At 39.7% G+C, this 14,839-nt stretch carries 16 protein-coding genes and 1 riboswitch; of the genes, 3 read left to right on the top strand and 13 right to left on the bottom strand.

Annotated elements, in window-relative coordinates:
- The first annotated feature begins 41 nt into the window (after positions 1–41).
- A complete protein-coding gene (locus tag Q8G36_RS06720; RefSeq protein WP_305160026.1) occupies positions 42–506 on the top strand; it encodes an RrF2 family transcriptional regulator in 465 nt (154 codons plus the stop codon).
- Between the two features lie 61 nt (positions 507–567).
- Here Q8G36_RS06720 and Q8G36_RS06725 read toward each other — a convergent pair whose 3' ends face one another.
- From Q8G36_RS06725 to Q8G36_RS06735, 3 genes are read right to left on the bottom strand one after another with little or no spacing between them, the layout of a single operon-like run.
- Positions 568–873 carry a hypothetical protein gene (locus Q8G36_RS06725; RefSeq protein WP_305160027.1) on the bottom strand — a complete coding sequence of 102 codons (306 nt, stop codon included), beginning with the start codon at positions 871–873 and terminating at the stop codon, positions 568–570.
- Positions 874–1,059, bottom strand: a complete 186-nt coding sequence (locus Q8G36_RS06730; RefSeq protein WP_305160028.1) for a zinc-finger domain-containing protein — start codon at positions 1,057–1,059, stop codon at positions 874–876.
- Between the two features lie 5 nt (positions 1,060–1,064).
- Positions 1,065–1,736 carry a ribonuclease H family protein gene (locus tag Q8G36_RS06735; protein WP_305160029.1) on the bottom strand — a complete coding sequence of 224 codons (672 nt, stop codon included), beginning with the start codon at positions 1,734–1,736 and terminating at the stop codon, positions 1,065–1,067.
- 222 nt (positions 1,737–1,958) lie between these two features.
- Here Q8G36_RS06735 and Q8G36_RS06740 point away from each other — a divergent pair, with 222 nt between their 5' ends.
- Positions 1,959–2,372, top strand: a complete 414-nt coding sequence (locus tag Q8G36_RS06740; RefSeq protein ID WP_305160030.1) for a reverse transcriptase-like protein — start codon at positions 1,959–1,961, stop codon at positions 2,370–2,372.
- Positions 2,356–3,264, top strand: a complete 909-nt coding sequence (locus Q8G36_RS06745; protein ID WP_305160031.1) for a DMT family transporter — start codon at positions 2,356–2,358, stop codon at positions 3,262–3,264. Before Q8G36_RS06740 ends, Q8G36_RS06745 begins: the two co-directional genes overlap by 17 nt.
- A gap of 44 nt (positions 3,265–3,308) precedes the next feature.
- Here the strand turns inward: Q8G36_RS06745 and Q8G36_RS06750 are convergent, their stop codons facing one another.
- The 10 genes from Q8G36_RS06750 to Q8G36_RS06795 form a co-directional block, all read right to left on the bottom strand.
- Positions 3,309–3,590 (bottom strand): DUF6123 family protein, encoded by a 282-nt coding sequence (locus tag Q8G36_RS06750; protein WP_305160032.1) that lies wholly within the window; start codon positions 3,588–3,590, stop codon positions 3,309–3,311.
- A gap of 121 nt (positions 3,591–3,711) precedes the next feature.
- Positions 3,712–4,587 carry a 5'-3' exonuclease gene (locus Q8G36_RS06755; RefSeq protein WP_305160146.1) on the bottom strand — a complete coding sequence of 292 codons (876 nt, stop codon included), beginning with the start codon at positions 4,585–4,587 and terminating at the stop codon, positions 3,712–3,714.
- A gap of 85 nt (positions 4,588–4,672) precedes the next feature.
- On the bottom strand, positions 4,673–5,500 hold the full coding sequence (locus Q8G36_RS06760; protein WP_305160033.1) for a sulfurtransferase: 828 nt from the start codon (positions 5,498–5,500) through the stop codon (positions 4,673–4,675).
- Between the two features lie 12 nt (positions 5,501–5,512).
- Positions 5,513–6,274 (bottom strand): DNA polymerase beta superfamily protein, encoded by a 762-nt coding sequence (locus Q8G36_RS06765; protein ID WP_305160034.1) that lies wholly within the window; start codon positions 6,272–6,274, stop codon positions 5,513–5,515.
- Between the two features lie 15 nt (positions 6,275–6,289).
- A complete protein-coding gene (locus tag Q8G36_RS06770; protein WP_305160035.1) occupies positions 6,290–10,003 on the bottom strand; it encodes a dynamin family protein in 3,714 nt (1,237 codons plus the stop codon).
- Positions 10,004–10,195: 192 nt separating this feature from the next.
- A complete protein-coding gene (locus Q8G36_RS06775) occupies positions 10,196–10,354 on the bottom strand; it encodes a hypothetical protein (RefSeq protein WP_251430661.1) in 159 nt (52 codons plus the stop codon).
- Between the two features lie 164 nt (positions 10,355–10,518).
- A complete protein-coding gene (locus Q8G36_RS06780; RefSeq protein ID WP_305160036.1) occupies positions 10,519–11,049 on the bottom strand; it encodes an isoprenylcysteine carboxyl methyltransferase family protein in 531 nt (176 codons plus the stop codon).
- On the bottom strand, positions 11,049–12,137 hold the full coding sequence (locus tag Q8G36_RS06785; RefSeq protein ID WP_305160037.1) for a type III polyketide synthase: 1,089 nt from the start codon (positions 12,135–12,137) through the stop codon (positions 11,049–11,051). Before Q8G36_RS06785 ends, Q8G36_RS06780 begins: the two co-directional genes overlap by 1 nt.
- A gap of 455 nt (positions 12,138–12,592) precedes the next feature.
- On the bottom strand, positions 12,593–13,906 hold the full coding sequence (locus Q8G36_RS06790) for a nucleobase:cation symporter-2 family protein (RefSeq protein WP_305160038.1): 1,314 nt from the start codon (positions 13,904–13,906) through the stop codon (positions 12,593–12,595).
- The gene (locus Q8G36_RS06795) at positions 13,899–14,498 is read right to left on the bottom strand and encodes a xanthine phosphoribosyltransferase (protein ID WP_305160039.1); all 600 of its coding nucleotides are present in this window, start codon (positions 14,496–14,498) and stop codon (positions 13,899–13,901) included. The genes Q8G36_RS06790 and Q8G36_RS06795 overlap by 8 nt, the downstream gene beginning before the upstream one ends.
- A 161-nt stretch (positions 14,499–14,659) precedes the next feature.
- Positions 14,660–14,761: riboswitch (purine riboswitch) on the bottom strand.
- Positions 14,762–14,839: the final 78 nt, after the last annotated feature.

Raw genomic sequence — 14,839 nt, forward strand, 5'->3', positions numbered from 1 at the left:
TATGATATAGTCAAATGGGGATAGAATGTGAGGCGATAAACATGAGGTTGACGAGTTATTCCGATTACTCACTTAGAGTGTTGATTTACCTGGCTTCCCACGACCAAAGCAAATTATCAAATATTAAAGAGATTTCTGAAGTATATCAACTGTCTAAAAATCATTTGATGAAGATTGTTCATAATCTAGGTAAATTAGGCTATATTGAGACGATACGTGGAAGAAATGGCGGTTTCCGGCTTGCAAAATCACCCACTGAAATAAATGTAGGCGAACTGGTGCGGAGAACCGAAGAAGATTTTTATCTAGTGGAATGTTTTAAAGATCACGATAACTGTGTGATTTCTCCCGTTTGTTCATTGAAATTTGTCCTTAATAATGCCTTGGATGCTTTTCTTCAGGTCCTTGATCAATATACGATTGCAGACTTCAGCGAAAATAAAGTAATGCTGAAAACCTATTTTAATTCGGTAAAGCAGAATGACGAAGAGCCCGATTTATTATAATCGGGCTCTTTTTCATTAACCGATGATCCGTTCGATTTGCCAATCTTTTTCCATTCACAAATCAATGATCCGTACTGGTTTTCAATAAAACTTTAAGGGGAACGTATGGATTGATCCTGATGATCGTCCCGATTCGTCCATTGGTAAGCATGGCTTCTTTTCCGACCAAAGTGGACATTAATCGGCTTACAAACTCCAGCAGGATTCCTGGATTGAATTTACTGAACATATCGCTTTTCTTTTGCTCAATCCCCTTATAAAACGGCATGGCCTGATGGAAATCAATTTCAGTTATGGTAAGAGGCGGGTTCGCTTTATTATTCAGTTTGCCTCTTCTATTTTCATTGCTCTCACACTTTTTGGGCACTTAAGATCGTTCACCAAGTTCATTGCCCAGCTGTTTTAATTTTTCACCAACCGTACATTCTGAAATACAGAACTGATGGGCATACGTACGCCCCTTCTCTTTTCGAAAATGCTTTCGTAAAAAACAATCTTGGCAAAATGAAGCGAGAACATCTTCCACTTCTTCATATATTTTTTTCCTGTTCATTGTTGTTATGGCTCCTTTGACCCATCAATTTCTATTTTGCTGAAAATGGCTTTTCCCTGCAGTGCAAGAGTTGCCAGGCGATCGGCTTCCTGGTTTTCCTTTCGAGAAATTGGCTTGCAGACCGGAATGATCTTTAATTTATCCAATTTCGCTTCAATGCGGTCCAGCCATTTATTTAAGTTTTCTTCCATACAGGGCCATTCACCTGAAAGTTGATTTAAGACAACTAGAGAATCCCCTTTAAAGACACAGCTTTGATGGTGGATTCCAAGTTCGTCCATCTGCCTGACCGCTTCATGAAAGGCCGCATATTCCGCTTCATTATTGGATTCGAATTGCTCCAATTTCACATTGGTGCGTAACCGCCAGAACTTCTTACCTTGACGATAATAAATGGCAACACCGATTCCTGCCACCTTTTCATCTTTTTGAAAACCGCCATCAAAAAAAACTGTCACATCCTGCGGCTCTTCCTCAACTTCCGTCAGGAGTTTCTTTAGCTCCTTCTTGGTCCATGTTGTATCGAATTCATCCTTGAATTCCACTTCCTTCAGCCTTCCTGCCTTTTCAAGATCTTCCGTAATGACCAGTGCAGTCCCGGCATCAAGCCAATCCGAAACGAAATCGGCAGTTGGTTTTTTTGAAGCATGATATGTCCATTGCATAATTACCTTCAAAGATTTCCAGCTCCTTATCCATTCACCATTCATGCAGAACAGCTTACAATTTTCATACCTTTTTTTCGTCATACCCTTTATAATATATTGTAAGCATTTGAATCACTCTTTTTAATTATAGTTCCCATATCAGCCTGAAATTCTCATGTTTCAATCTTAATTTTATATGAAACGTTTTTTTATCAAAGCATATTAACAGTTAAACTCGAGGAGGGGCACATCTTGATTGAAGTGTATATTGATGGTGCCAGTGCGGGCAATCCAGGGCCGAGCGGCGCAGGTGTTTTCATAAATAATAACGGTGTGGTCGAGAGGCATTCCTTTCCGCTTGGAAATATGGAAAACCATGAAGCGGAGTACCATGCTTTAATCAAAGCATTGGAAATTTGCGTAGCCAATAAATATCAAATCGTTTCTTTTCGGACTGACTCCCAAGCCATCAACCAGGCCATTGAAAAAAGGTTTGCAAAAAATAAGTATGCCATATTGCTGGAACGGGCGCTAAAGCTTTCCGATGAGCTTGAATTATTTTTCATTAAATGGATTCCAAATCTTGAAAACAAGTCCGCGGATGAGTTGGCGAGACGGGCCATTCGATTGAATAAGGCTGAGGAAATTCATGAACAAGACAGCTGATTTTTCATTATTATTCGTTGTATTCATCTGGGGCGTCACTTTTGTCATGGTCCAAAATGCCCTATCTTTTCTTGACCCCTTCACGTTTAATGCCGTCCGTTTCTTCATGGCCTTCGTTTTCTTGCTCATCCCTTATATATTGACTTTACACAAAAAGGGGAAAACTTGGAATAAGCGCCTTTTTATAGCTGGGTTTCATATTGGAGTTTGGCTTTTTCTAGGATATGGGCTTCAAACGATCGGATTAAATTATACAACTCCTGCGAAGACAGGCTTCATAACAGGATTAAGTGTCGTCATGGTACCTGTTTTTTCCCTGCTGCTTTTAAAACATAGGCTTTCCCGCAATACTATAATAGGTGTAGCAGCCGCAACCATCGGGCTTTATTTAATGACTTTCGCTGACCGCTCCAATTTGAATATCGGTGATTTACTGGTATTTTTATGCGCAATCAGTTTTGCCATGCAGATCATTACTACCGCTAGATATGCCAAGACGCTTCCCGCTTTACCGTTGACGCTGATTCAGGTTTCCACCGTATCTTTATTATCATTTATTTCAGCCTTCATTTTCAAAGAGAATCATTCCGTCATCTTCAGCTCAGAGGTCATGATGCAGAAGGATGTATGGACTGCTTTATTGGTTACGGCAGCCCTGGCCACGGCGTTCGCCTTTTTCGCACAAACCTTCTTCCAAGCCTATACGACACCTACAAGAGTGGCGCTGATCTTTTCAATGGAACCGGTTTTTGCTGCGTTATCCTCATACATATTGATAGGGGAAAAATTGAATTCCGCTTCTATCATCGGCTGTGCATTCATTTTCTTGGGAATGATATTTGCAGAACTGCCTGTTAAGAAAAAGAAACCGGTGACACAGGAGTTTTCTTGAAAAGCCCAATAAAATAAATCGGACTTCCAGTTACGAAGTCCGATTTATTTAAGCAGCCCTTGTTCTTTTGCAAACGATACCGCTGCACTACGCGTTTCAATGCCATTTTGTTTTAAGTTTTCCAAAAAGGAGATATAAAAGCTGCCATCAAAATTCTTTTGTACCTTCAATGTCAATTCTATTGCTGCATTGACTAAAATATCACTCGCATCCGTGTAGCGCTTACCAAAATAAATAAAACCAATTGCGTCATTACCAAAAGTGAATCCCTTACCCTCTAAAAAACTAACATACTCTTCAGTTGATTTCGCCACTTCTGTATCCACTCCATACTTCATGCCTTATTTTCATCTTACCGTATATCAAAGATTTTGACTATCCATTTTTCGACAAAAAACTCACCATACAATATAAAGGAGCTCCCATTGGGAAGCTCCGCTTGTTTGATTAGATCATTCGCAGTAAAGCCTTGAATTCATGATCTCTAGCCAGATTTTTGACCTTCTCGCGATCATACTGATAGACGGCATCGTCCAAAGAACATGAAATTGGTACATCACATTTTATTTCTGCTAGCTTTCTGGATAAATGAAGCATATCGACTGCGGATTCAATTTTAGCCCGCTGACCATTCGTCAATGAAGTAACATTTTCAAGAATCCCTTCGATACTTTGATACTGGATCAACAATTTCAACGCTGTCTTCTCCCCAATTCCTTTAACTCCGGGATAGTTATCAGCTGTATCACCCATTAAAGCTTTTAAATCGATCATTTGTCTTGGTGTGATCCCCTTCCATTCAAAAAAGCTATCGGGATTATGCACTTCATAGTTACCATACCCTTTTTTTAACAATAGTACGGAGATGTTTTCATCTATTAACTGTAGCATATCTTGATCGCCAGTCAATATACCCACCCGGCTATGTTTGGCAGATGCCTTGGCAATTGTCCCGATACAGTCATCCGCCTCATATCCAGAGAGCCCTATGTTAGGGATATCAAATGCTTCAACCGCTTTTTTCGCTAGGTCGAATTGAGGGATCATTTCGACTGGAGCTTCTGATCGATTAGCCTTGTATCCATCAAATAATTCATTTCTGAAAGTCTTGCTGCCCATATCCCAACATACCGCTACATGACTAGGTGAAAAGTGATTCACCGCCGTCAGCATATGCTTCAAAAAACCTTGAACGGCATTAGTCGGGATGCCTTTTGAGTTAATCATGAATTGACCAGTAACGGCCGTTGCATAAAAAGCTCTAAATAAAAGCGCCATCCCATCGACAAGCATAAAGGAAGGATGCTGCTCATTTTCTTTCATTAACACATTATCACCTCTATCATGATGTACTTCCATTTTAACATAACTGTCCTCTTTTTTAAGGATCGTTTAATTGGAAAAAATATTATTCAATTGGATTATCATCATAGGAGATCCAGTCACTGAAACTGCCAATATAAATCTTCACATCTTTAAAGCCTGCTTCTTTCAGGGCGATATAATTGGGTGATGCCGTTACACCTGAACCACAGTACACAATGATTTCCTTATCTTTACCTATGCCTGTGAAATTCGACTGAAGATCTTCCTTCTTTTTAAAATAGCCATTTTCCACAACGTTCGTCCACACCTTATTTACTGCACCAGGTATATGGCCGGCTTTTTTATCAATCGGCTCCTCGATTCCCTCGTAACGTTTAGATTCCCTTGAATCCATTAATACGACATCGTCAGGCCTATTCATTGTGTAATCCTTCACTTTATGAAAAGATGCAAAAACGGACTCATTTAAATCGATATGATATTCTGTTGGAACATAATTCATTTGATTCGAGTCAATCGGATAGCCCGCATCCCTCCAGGCGCGATATCCCCCGTTAAGAACAAAGACTTTCTGATGCCCAAGGTAGCTCAGCAGCCAGACAAACCTGGAAGCAAAAGAACCTTCCCCGCCATCATAAGCAATAAGAACCGTATCATTTGTGATTCCATTTGATTCCAGTTTATCTTTAAAGGTTTCCAGGTCGGGAAGAGGATGTCTTCCGCCATGTTCTTGAACCTGCCCCGATAAGTCCTTTTCAAGATCGAAATAAACAGCGCCGGAAATATGGTCTTTTTTGTATTCATTATACCCTGCATCAGGAGAGCCTAGCTGAAAGCGGCAATCACAAATTCTGATATCACTGGAATTCAACAACGGCAGCAGCTCTTCTTTTTCGATTATAAAACTCATCTGCAAAACCCCCTATTTAAAAATGGTCCAAATTAATTCATTAAGCTCCGTTTCCATGTTCTTCCCTTGATGTAGCCTAGTTATCTCATTCTTTATGGAAAGTGATTTCCCTTCTATCAGCGAAAGATTCTTTTCAATTTCAATGTCGCTTATACATTTTTCCATTTGTTTTGCCTTAAAAATCCGGATCATCATGGTTTTCAGTTCTAGATCAATTGAAACCAAATCAAGTAATTCCCATACCGGTAATGGTGGCAGTGAACTCCGTTGGATGATATATTCAAGGATTAAATACGAACGGTATACTTGTACCCATATTTTTAGTTCTTTTCTTTCGGAATCCCTTGTTTTTGTCAATTGTTGAAGATTGTCGCTCATCATCCGATAGTAATGGTGCCCCAGTGCCTTTTTGGAATAGGAATCCGCTATCAAACCATTCATTTTCCTATAATAATCCGGATGGGTTATCAACTTGATTGGCGATTGAAATAATTCAAAAAGAGCAGGATTACTCTTTAAGGTAAGGCGGGATGATTTAAATAGATCCCAGCCTTCGATGTCAAATAGGCCTTCTTTGAATTGAATGACTTCAACTGGCTGACTCAAACTGAGGTATGATCGCTTATCATTATGAACATATATAAACCGAACATCGTAATCCGATTGGACCGATGATAAACCAAAAGAATGGCTGCCAGTAACAGCAGCCATCAAAATGGTCATATCCTCTTTCTTTTCCAGGTTTCTCAAACGTGAAATAAGGTTTTCTTTCATGAATGGACCCCGTTTCTATTTCGAATGCATTTTTGCCAATTCCGCTACGGCATTTTCATAATACGGTAAATCGACCGTTTCCTCCAATGCTGCACGTAAACCTGCAAAGATATCCGATATTTCCGCCTTAAACTCTTTTTGAATCGCGAGTAACTCTTGATCGAGGACTTCATTATACATTTCGAAAATCCGCTCACCCTGTTCTTTTACATATATAAGGGCAGGTTCATCTAAACGCTTCTGAAGCCCTTCGCTCATTTTCGCTTTTTCATTTTTTTCAAAGAAAGATTTTGGATTTTTAAATAATGCCAATTCCTTTTTGAATTCCCCCGTATCTAATTGGTCAAAAGCTCCTGTAAATTCAAGGGACTCCCTCTCATTAGGTTCATATGGCTGTAATGAAAGGGTTCTTCTTATTTTTTGCATTTGCTGAAGCAAACTGCTTTGTTTCTCATTCAGTAATTTATTTACGAACATTTCCGTCCTTAAAGCCGTTGCCCGCATTTCCTGGGCAAGGTCAAACCCTAACGCATCCAATAAGTTCTTCATCGATTGCTTGAGGACAATTTTCAGATCGCCTCCATCATCTTTTAAAACAGCCGGATTGAACGATTCTTTGAAGAAATCATTAAACCGGAAGAAGACCCGTTGTTTACTATAGAAAGTCAATTCGTCTATCTCTTTTTTCAAACGTTGCTTTTCTGCATCCCCTTTAATGACTGAGAGGAGTTCAGAAATGGACTGTGCCTCATGAGAAAGGGTCTCCAGGGCATTTCGTTTCGCTTTCTCATCCTGCCTGGAAGCTGTAATTACATCTCGTAGCAGTTCTTCCGTTCTTATTACAGCCGCTTGAGCCGATTCAATTGCAAGTCCAGTCAAATCGTTTTCTATGAAAGAATCAAATTGACCTTGGAATTCCGAGATTCCGCTATTAGGAAGGAACGAATGCTTAAACGAACCAGGCGTTTGTTTTTCCATCAACGCTCCCTTACTCGTAAGCGGGAACAGTTTTGGAAAACGGATTCCGAATCCATTCAATTGATCTGTGACATAATCCATCACTTCGTCCAATTCGTCAGTGGTTTGTGCCAGGTCGACGGCATTGACAATGAAAAACATCTTATCCATAGCGAATGAATCTTTCACACGTCCCAGTTGTATCAAGAACTCCCTGTCTGCCCGTGAAAATGGGTGATTATAATAGGTCACAAAAAGGATGGCGTCCGAATTCTTAATATATTCGAAAGCTGCTCCTGTATGTCGTGCATTTATCGAATCCGCCCCAGGTGTATCAACAAGGACCATCCCCTGCTTTGTCATTTCACAGTCATAACGCAATTCAATCAGATCAACAAGACACGACTTGGACTCTTCTGCAGCAAAACGTTTAAATCCTTCAAGATCTACCGTAACCACATTTCCTAAGTCATTTTGGTACTCAGGAAGCCCTTGATGAAACGCCCTTAGAAAGGATAAATGCGTTTTCCCCTTATCGACTTCCCCCGCCTTCGCAATGATTTGTCCTGCTAGTTGAAGTGCTTCATCTAAAGTCTTTGCCGATTTATCAAAAGCTGCCAAGGCCAGGCTTACATCTTCCAACAGCATCGCTTCCGTCTTTAATTTGACGGTTGCCGTTCCATGTGGATGCTCCGCGTCTGAAGACATGATTTTGTTGATTGCGGCAGTGGTCGGATTTGGTGAAACAGGAAGGACGCTTTCTCCCATCAACGCATTGGCAAAAGAAGATTTACCCGCACTGAATGCACCGAAAAGGGCAACCGTGAACGTTTGCTGTTCCAAGCGATTTGCCTTCTCTTTCAATTCTTTATAAAGTGATTGAAACCCTCTCAATGGTTGGATCAACTTGGCCGCATGATTCAAACTCGTTGCAGTCTCCATCAGCTTTTCTTTTCCGCGTAAATCAGTAGCATCAGATGAAGAAACAGTCACGGAAGGTACAGCTTCCGTGTTTTCTTTAACATGATCCGTTTCAGGTTGTTCGTTGACGGACCTTGAATTACTTCCTTTATCGGTTTTCATGATTTTGACTGTAATATTTTTCTCCTCTTCATTCCATTGAGTTAAAAGCATATCGATATCGCGCTCATCGACTAATGATTCAGTTTGATGAGCAATGGCCTCTAAACGTTCCGTTTGGTACTCGATTTCCGCGTTCATAGCAGCAGTGACTTTAAGGGCTTCCGCAAATTCAGAAAAACCTTCAAGTTCCTTATCAATGGATATAGACTGCTGTTCCACTATTCCTTCCATAACGGTAACCATATTATTCAAAAATCCTTCTGATACATCACGCGCTTTCTTTTTGATGGCTGATGCCAAATCATTCGTATAGTTTAAAACGTATTCACCCGTAATATCGACTTGAGGCTTCAAAGAGTTTTTTATGTAAGATTCCGTTACCTCGATCTGAAGTGCCTGAGCCTTACTTTCAAGTGTTGAATCATGGATCTCCGCTTGATTAAGCGTTTTAACGGCTAGTTCTTTAAGATGCCATTCAAGCTGGGTTTTCACCTTTTCTTGTAAATCGGTCAAGAACGCCGTGATCCGTGCCTCACGTTCGGCATCCGTTTTTTTCTTGGCAAATAATAGACCCATTTTAAAGTCCGGCTGAGCCGATTCCAAGAAAGATTTACCTAGGTCCCGTGTTGCCGCGGGCATGATGTACGCACCTTTCAAAATGGTTTCTAATGCATCAGCATATTGGACCTTGATTTCCTCTATACGTCCAGTTAATGATTTTTTTTCTTTCAATAGGCTGTCCACCTGATTCGTCAGGTGTATTCGCTCTTCATGAGGAAGTTCCGATAATACTTCAAAATCATCGGCATGTTCCTCTTCATACTGCTCCTTAACCCATTTAAGGTGCCTTTCGACCAGGGCATTAGCCGATTGCATGATGGCATCTTTCCCATCATTCAGACCTTTGCCCGCCATTTCATATATGAATTGCTTGACCACTTCTATTTCATTTTCGGTATTGTTCAAGTCTCTTACGGATGTATAAAAAATACCATCAGGATATACATTCCAGTTCGCAAATGCTTCAGAAACGGAAAGCTTGAAGTCTTGAAAGCTTAGCTCGTTCTCATCATGCTTATCGATCATATTGATAATTAAGTATGTCGGTTTTTCAGCTTCTAACAATTCTTTCGTGAATAGGAAGTTCACTTCTGATTGGACGTGATTGTAGTCCATGACATAAAAGACGACATCAGCTAAATGCAAGGCAGATTCCGTAGAAACTCTATGTGCATCATCTGTCGAATCAATTCCTGGCGTATCCATGATCGCGCATGAATCCGGCAGTGAAAAATCATTGGAGCTTATCGTTATTGCCGATACTGAATCTCCATCCTTGGCAAATTTCTTGACCTCTTTAAAATCATAAGGTGCAGGAAATAAGACTGGTGGCTGATGATGGTAAAAGACTTTGGCATAGTCTTCCCCTTTTTGGACTTTTACGGTATTTGCACTTGTTGGAATCGGACTTGAAGGCAATACTTGATCACCGAGGAGAAAGTTGATCATACTGGATTTCCCCGCTGAAAAATGCCCGCAAAAAGCAATGATGAACTCCTCATTATTCACTTTCATGATTAACTGTTTCAGTTTATCGGCATTCCCTGTATCACCTGCCGATTGAAATTTCTCATACATGGCAGTCAAAATCCCCAATTTGGACTGTTGCTTTAATGTTTCTTGAATCATGAATCCATACCCCTTAATCTATCGTCATTTTGATATTCTTATTGTAAACGATTTCGTTTGTTATTCATACCATCAGCTTTATTTTTACTATATGATTCATTACAGGCCTTGTTCAAAAAAAAAACCACCGATTGGTGGATTCATGCAGTTTGAATCATATTGACTTTGAATGCAAAAAAAAAACCAGGATGTTTACCTGGTTGTAGGGGTGGGGTTAAATGCAGCTCGGTTTTCCATTGGTGACTCGGTGTAAGGTTTTACTGCCTTTGCCGGTTTTTGAATATTATTCAATACATGTTTCATCACAAAACCATATGTAGCGACTGTCAATAAAATGAATACCCAAACCATTACCAACACCATCCTCTTATATATTGATTAGCTTTTAGTTATTAGTTATTAGTTATTAGTTATTAAAATAAATTTATCGAAATACGAATGAGAATAATTTTCATCTTCATTTAGAATCTTATCACGAACGATAATCATTTTCAATAAGAAATTAACATTTTTTATTATTTTCCCTTAAAAACCGTAGAATATTCCGTATGTTCCTTTAATGCCTTCTCTTCCAGCGGGATTCTTACCGTCATCATCCAAACATTCAATAAACTGAAGATGATAGTTGTATAATATGCATTGAATAATAAGGAAATAACAATAATCTCAGTTGCCACTATGATATAGTTCGGATGTTTGAAATATTTATAAGGACCTTTAATGACTACATCGGCATCAGGAACCACTATGATTTTTGTATTCCAATGTTTTCCCAATGAGCGGATTACCCAAATCCTTCCTGACTGCGCAATTAGAAAAAGGGTCAGCCAAATTGGCCAAAGTCCCGCCACATCCCTTTCAAGCACGACCACTTCAATAATGAGAACAATAAAAAAACTAAGGTGCATTAGTACCATCCACCTGTAATGGGACTCACCATATTCTACTGCTCCTGCAACTTTCAGCTGTTTTTCATTTTGTTTGGCGATATATAATTCAAACATGCGCTGTATAGCGATCAAGATAATGAAAATGGCAAAGATCATCACTTCCACCTCATTAACACAAGTTCAGATGAAAACCCAGGCCCTAATGCAGCAGCCAAGCCCACCTCATTTTTATTCCCGCCACGCTGCATGAACCTCTCCAGGACGTACAAAATAGTTGCTGAGGACATATTGCCAAATTCCCTCAATACGCTCATTGACTCTGCAGTCATGCTTTCATCGAACCCGAGGGCTTCGTGATAAGCATCAATTACTTTTTTGCCTCCAGGATGAGCAATGAAATCTTTTATATCCGTGAGATCAAATCCATTCCCCATTAAGAACTCTTGAACATTCGGTTTAAGCCAATCCTTGATGATTGTAGGGATATCTTTCGAAAAGATCACGTATAACCCTTGATCTTTAACATCCCAACCCATTACATCCAATGAATCCGGCATAAGCGTAGATCGAGAATCCAAAAATTGTAAATGTCTTGTTTTTTTGGAAAACTGTTCATCCGGCACTTCATCACCGCAAACCAAAACACAGCTTACTCCATCAGAAAATAAGGAAGTTCCAATTAAATTGCTTTTGGAGATATCATTCCTTTGAAATGTCAGACTGCATAACTCCACACATAAAACAATGACCTTCGCCGTCGGGTATGCTTGGCAATATTCAAAAGCACGTGATAGGCCACTCGCTCCCCCTGCACAGCCAAGCCCCCAAATCGGAATCCTTTTAGCATGCGGGTTAAATGGGAGTTCATTCATTATCCTGGCATCAATGGTCGGGGTAGCAATCCCCGTGCTTGAGATAAAGAAGAAAGCATCTAGCTCGTTTGCCCGCAGTTCTTCTTTTAAAAATTCTGTGTTGGCTAAGCATTTTTCTATAGCTTCTTTTCCAAACTTGACTGCCTGTTGAATATATAAATCATTCCGATCGGCAAAAGAATGATCCTCTTTAAACCAATCAAGATCATTTGAAAAATATCGATTTTCCACTTGTCCATTCTTAAAGGCCTTTAGTAACCGTTCTATATTCTTAAACGATGCTCCAAATATTTCTCTAGAAAATTCCATGATTTTTTCCTGTGAAAATAAATGCGGCAGCTTAATATGTGATGCAGATAATAAATACGGCATGACTCCACCCCTTATTATTCATTACATGGTTAATATACCCAACGGGATATCATTTATGCTTTATAGCCAGATGGTTCATGAAACATTAAACCCCCTTACCTATAATCGGTAAGGGGGCGCTTTCATTCTTCTTTCTTTACTGAAGATTGATTTTGCACTTGAATAATGATATTTTGAAACTCCTCTTTTCCACAAACACTGCACCTATACTCCTGGCTTAGAATGGTTCGACAATGAATACAATATTTTTTCTCCATCCCTATCACTACTTTCCTAAACATATACTATCAATATATTCGAAAAGTGAAGAGAGTTTCCTTTTATCTGACAAAACTCAAATTTCATTATCAATGATATGCTTCGGCCTAAATGAAAAAATGCCCAAAATCCTCATCACCTGAGGATTTTGGGCATTTAATGGGTGAAACTATCAAGTTTACCGAATCTATTTTTAATCAGGCTACATTTTTCCCTTCAATACGCGCTTCCTTTACTTTCCCTTTTGTAGGGACGATGTTAAAGACGATATTCAAGAAAATGGCAGTCAAACTTCCGGCTACAATACCGTTTTCCGTTAAGATTTGAAAGCTTTCCGGAATTTGCGCAAATAGCTCAGGAACGACCGTCACCCCAAGTCCCATACCTACTGAACAAGCAATGATCAATAAATTTTCTTGAGAAGCAAAATCCACTTTGCTCAACATCTTAATTCCAGCGGCAATTACCATCCCGAACATCGCAACCATTGCACCGCCAAGTACCGATGAAGGGATAATTGTCGTGAATGCACCAATTTTCGGAACAAAACCTATGAAAATGAGAATGCCAGCTGTTGTGTATATGACATTTTTAGTTTTAATGCCTGACAATTGAATCAATCCGACATTTTGTGAAAAAGCCGTATACGGAAACGCATTGAACAAACCGCCAATCATGATGGCAAGTCCTTCAGAACGATATCCGCGAGCTAGATCGTCTTCTGAAATCTCTTTGTCCGTGATTTCTCCAAGGGCATAATAAACACCAGTCGATTCCACCAAGCTGACGATCGCCACCAATGTCATAGTAATGATCGCCGTGACGTTAAATGTAGGAGTTCCAAAGTAGAAAAAATGAGGCATATGCAGCCAAGTGGCACTGACCACTGAGCTAAAATCCACTTTTCCAAGGAAGAAAGCTGCAAATGTTCCGACTAACAGCCCCAATAAAATAGAAATGGAGCGTACGAATCCTGATGAGAATTTATACATAAATATAATGAATAACAAAGTTCCAAAACCAAGAGCTACATTATTCAAGTCTCCGAAATCAGCAGCACCTTGGCCTCCACCAAGATTGTTGATGGCAACAGGAATGAGCGTAATACCAATAATCAAAACGACCGATCCAGTGACAATGGGTGGAAAGAACCTTGCCAGTTTTCCGAAGAATTTACTAATGATAACGACGATCAATCCCGACACCAATATAGATCCATAAATGGAGTTGATTCCATATTGCGTACCAATTGCAATCATCGGGCTAACTGCTGTGAATGTGCAGCCTAGGACGACCGGAAGCCCAATTCCAAAGAATTTATTTTTCCACACTTGCAATAAAGTTGCTATCCCGCACATCAAAATGTCTATCGAAACTAAATAAGTTAACTGCGCTGCAGTCAATCCCAGCGCCCCACCGACAATCAATGGAATGACGACTGCACCGGCATACATGGCAAGAACATGTTGTAATCCTAAGGAAGCAACTTTTAAAGGTGATTGATTAGACATTGACCGTTGCTCCTTCCATTTCCTCAGCGAACGTTATCTCACCGAATTTCAACTCAGAAATTCGTGCAAGTGATTCCACTTGGAAACCTTGTTCCCTAAGATCCTTTCCACCACTTTGGAATGCTTTTTCAATCACGATCCCGATTCCGGCGACTTCTGCTCCAACCTGCTTACAGATTTCCACCAAGCCCCTGGCTGCCTGTCCGACCGCAAGGAAGTCATCGATGATCAAAACCTTATCTCCAGCTTCAATATATTTATTGGAAACCGTAATAGTATTGGTTTCTTTTTTTGTAAAGGAATGAACGGACGCCGTCACTAAATCATTTGTTAAAGTAAGTGATTTACGTTTTCGGGCAAAAATTAGCGGAACTTCCAATTCCAACGCAGCCATCAAACCAGGTCCAATGCCTGAAGATTCAATCGTCAGCACTTTCGTTATTTCCTTTTGTTCAAAACGTTTTACGAATTCTTTACCAATTTCTTTCATTAGCATAGGATCCATTTGATGATTTAAGAATGAATCTACTTTTAAAATATCTTCTGATAAAGCTTGACCCTCGGACAAGATTTTTTCCTTTAAAAGTTGCATGAAGGTTCCTCCCAATCTTGGATGTTTATTGACCCATAAACCACGCAATTATTTCCCGGCATATAAAAAAGCCCAAGAAACATTGCGGCACTTTTTTGGAGTGAAGCAATACTTCTTGGGCATGAATGAAAAATGAATCAGCAAAAGCCTTCCTTATGCAACAAGATCTATTACTCACCCATAGTCGAATTATTTACGGTAATCCGGTAGAAACTTGCAGGCCATATCCCTGCTATTATACGAGTGAAACTTTATATTTTATTAATATGTGAATTATAACAACGCTCGCTCTATTTGAAAAGTAATTTTTGATAAAAAACCGAACTTTCAATTAAAAAAAG

Source organism: Peribacillus frigoritolerans (assembly GCF_030676415.1).
Taxonomy (GTDB): Bacteria; Bacillota; Bacilli; order Bacillales; family DSM-1321; genus Peribacillus; species Peribacillus frigoritolerans_A.

Excerpts from the sequence above, each read along its gene's own strand:
- Q8G36_RS06765 (WP_305160034.1), bottom strand. The coding sequence starts at position 6,274 with ATGAAAGAAAACCTTATTTCACGTTTGAGAAACCTGGAAAAGAAAGAG.
- Q8G36_RS06790 (WP_305160038.1), bottom strand. The coding sequence starts at position 13,906 with ATGTCTAATCAATCACCTTTAAAAGTTGCTTCCTTAGGATTACAACAT.
- Q8G36_RS06770 (WP_305160035.1), bottom strand. The coding sequence starts at position 10,003 with ATGATTCAAGAAACATTAAAGCAACAGTCCAAATTGGGGATTTTGACT.
- Q8G36_RS06720 (WP_305160026.1), top strand. The coding sequence starts at position 42 with ATGAGGTTGACGAGTTATTCCGATTACTCACTTAGAGTGTTGATTTAC.
- Q8G36_RS06780 (WP_305160036.1), bottom strand. The coding sequence starts at position 11,049 with ATGATCTTTGCCATTTTCATTATCTTGATCGCTATACAGCGCATGTTT.
- Q8G36_RS06760 (WP_305160033.1), bottom strand. The coding sequence starts at position 5,500 with ATGAGTTTTATAATCGAAAAAGAAGAGCTGCTGCCGTTGTTGAATTCC.
- Q8G36_RS06745 (WP_305160031.1), top strand. The coding sequence starts at position 2,356 with ATGAACAAGACAGCTGATTTTTCATTATTATTCGTTGTATTCATCTGG.
- Q8G36_RS06755 (WP_305160146.1), bottom strand. The coding sequence starts at position 4,587 with ATGAAAGAAAATGAGCAGCATCCTTCCTTTATGCTTGTCGATGGGATG.
- Q8G36_RS06785 (WP_305160037.1), bottom strand. The coding sequence starts at position 12,137 with ATGCCGTATTTATTATCTGCATCACATATTAAGCTGCCGCATTTATTT.
- Q8G36_RS06795 (WP_305160039.1), bottom strand. The coding sequence starts at position 14,498 with ATGCAACTTTTAAAGGAAAAAATCTTGTCCGAGGGTCAAGCTTTATCA.
- Q8G36_RS06775 (WP_251430661.1), bottom strand. The coding sequence starts at position 10,354 with ATGGTTTGGGTATTCATTTTATTGACAGTCGCTACATATGGTTTTGTG.
- Q8G36_RS06730 (WP_305160028.1), bottom strand. The coding sequence starts at position 1,059 with ATGAACAGGAAAAAAATATATGAAGAAGTGGAAGATGTTCTCGCTTCA.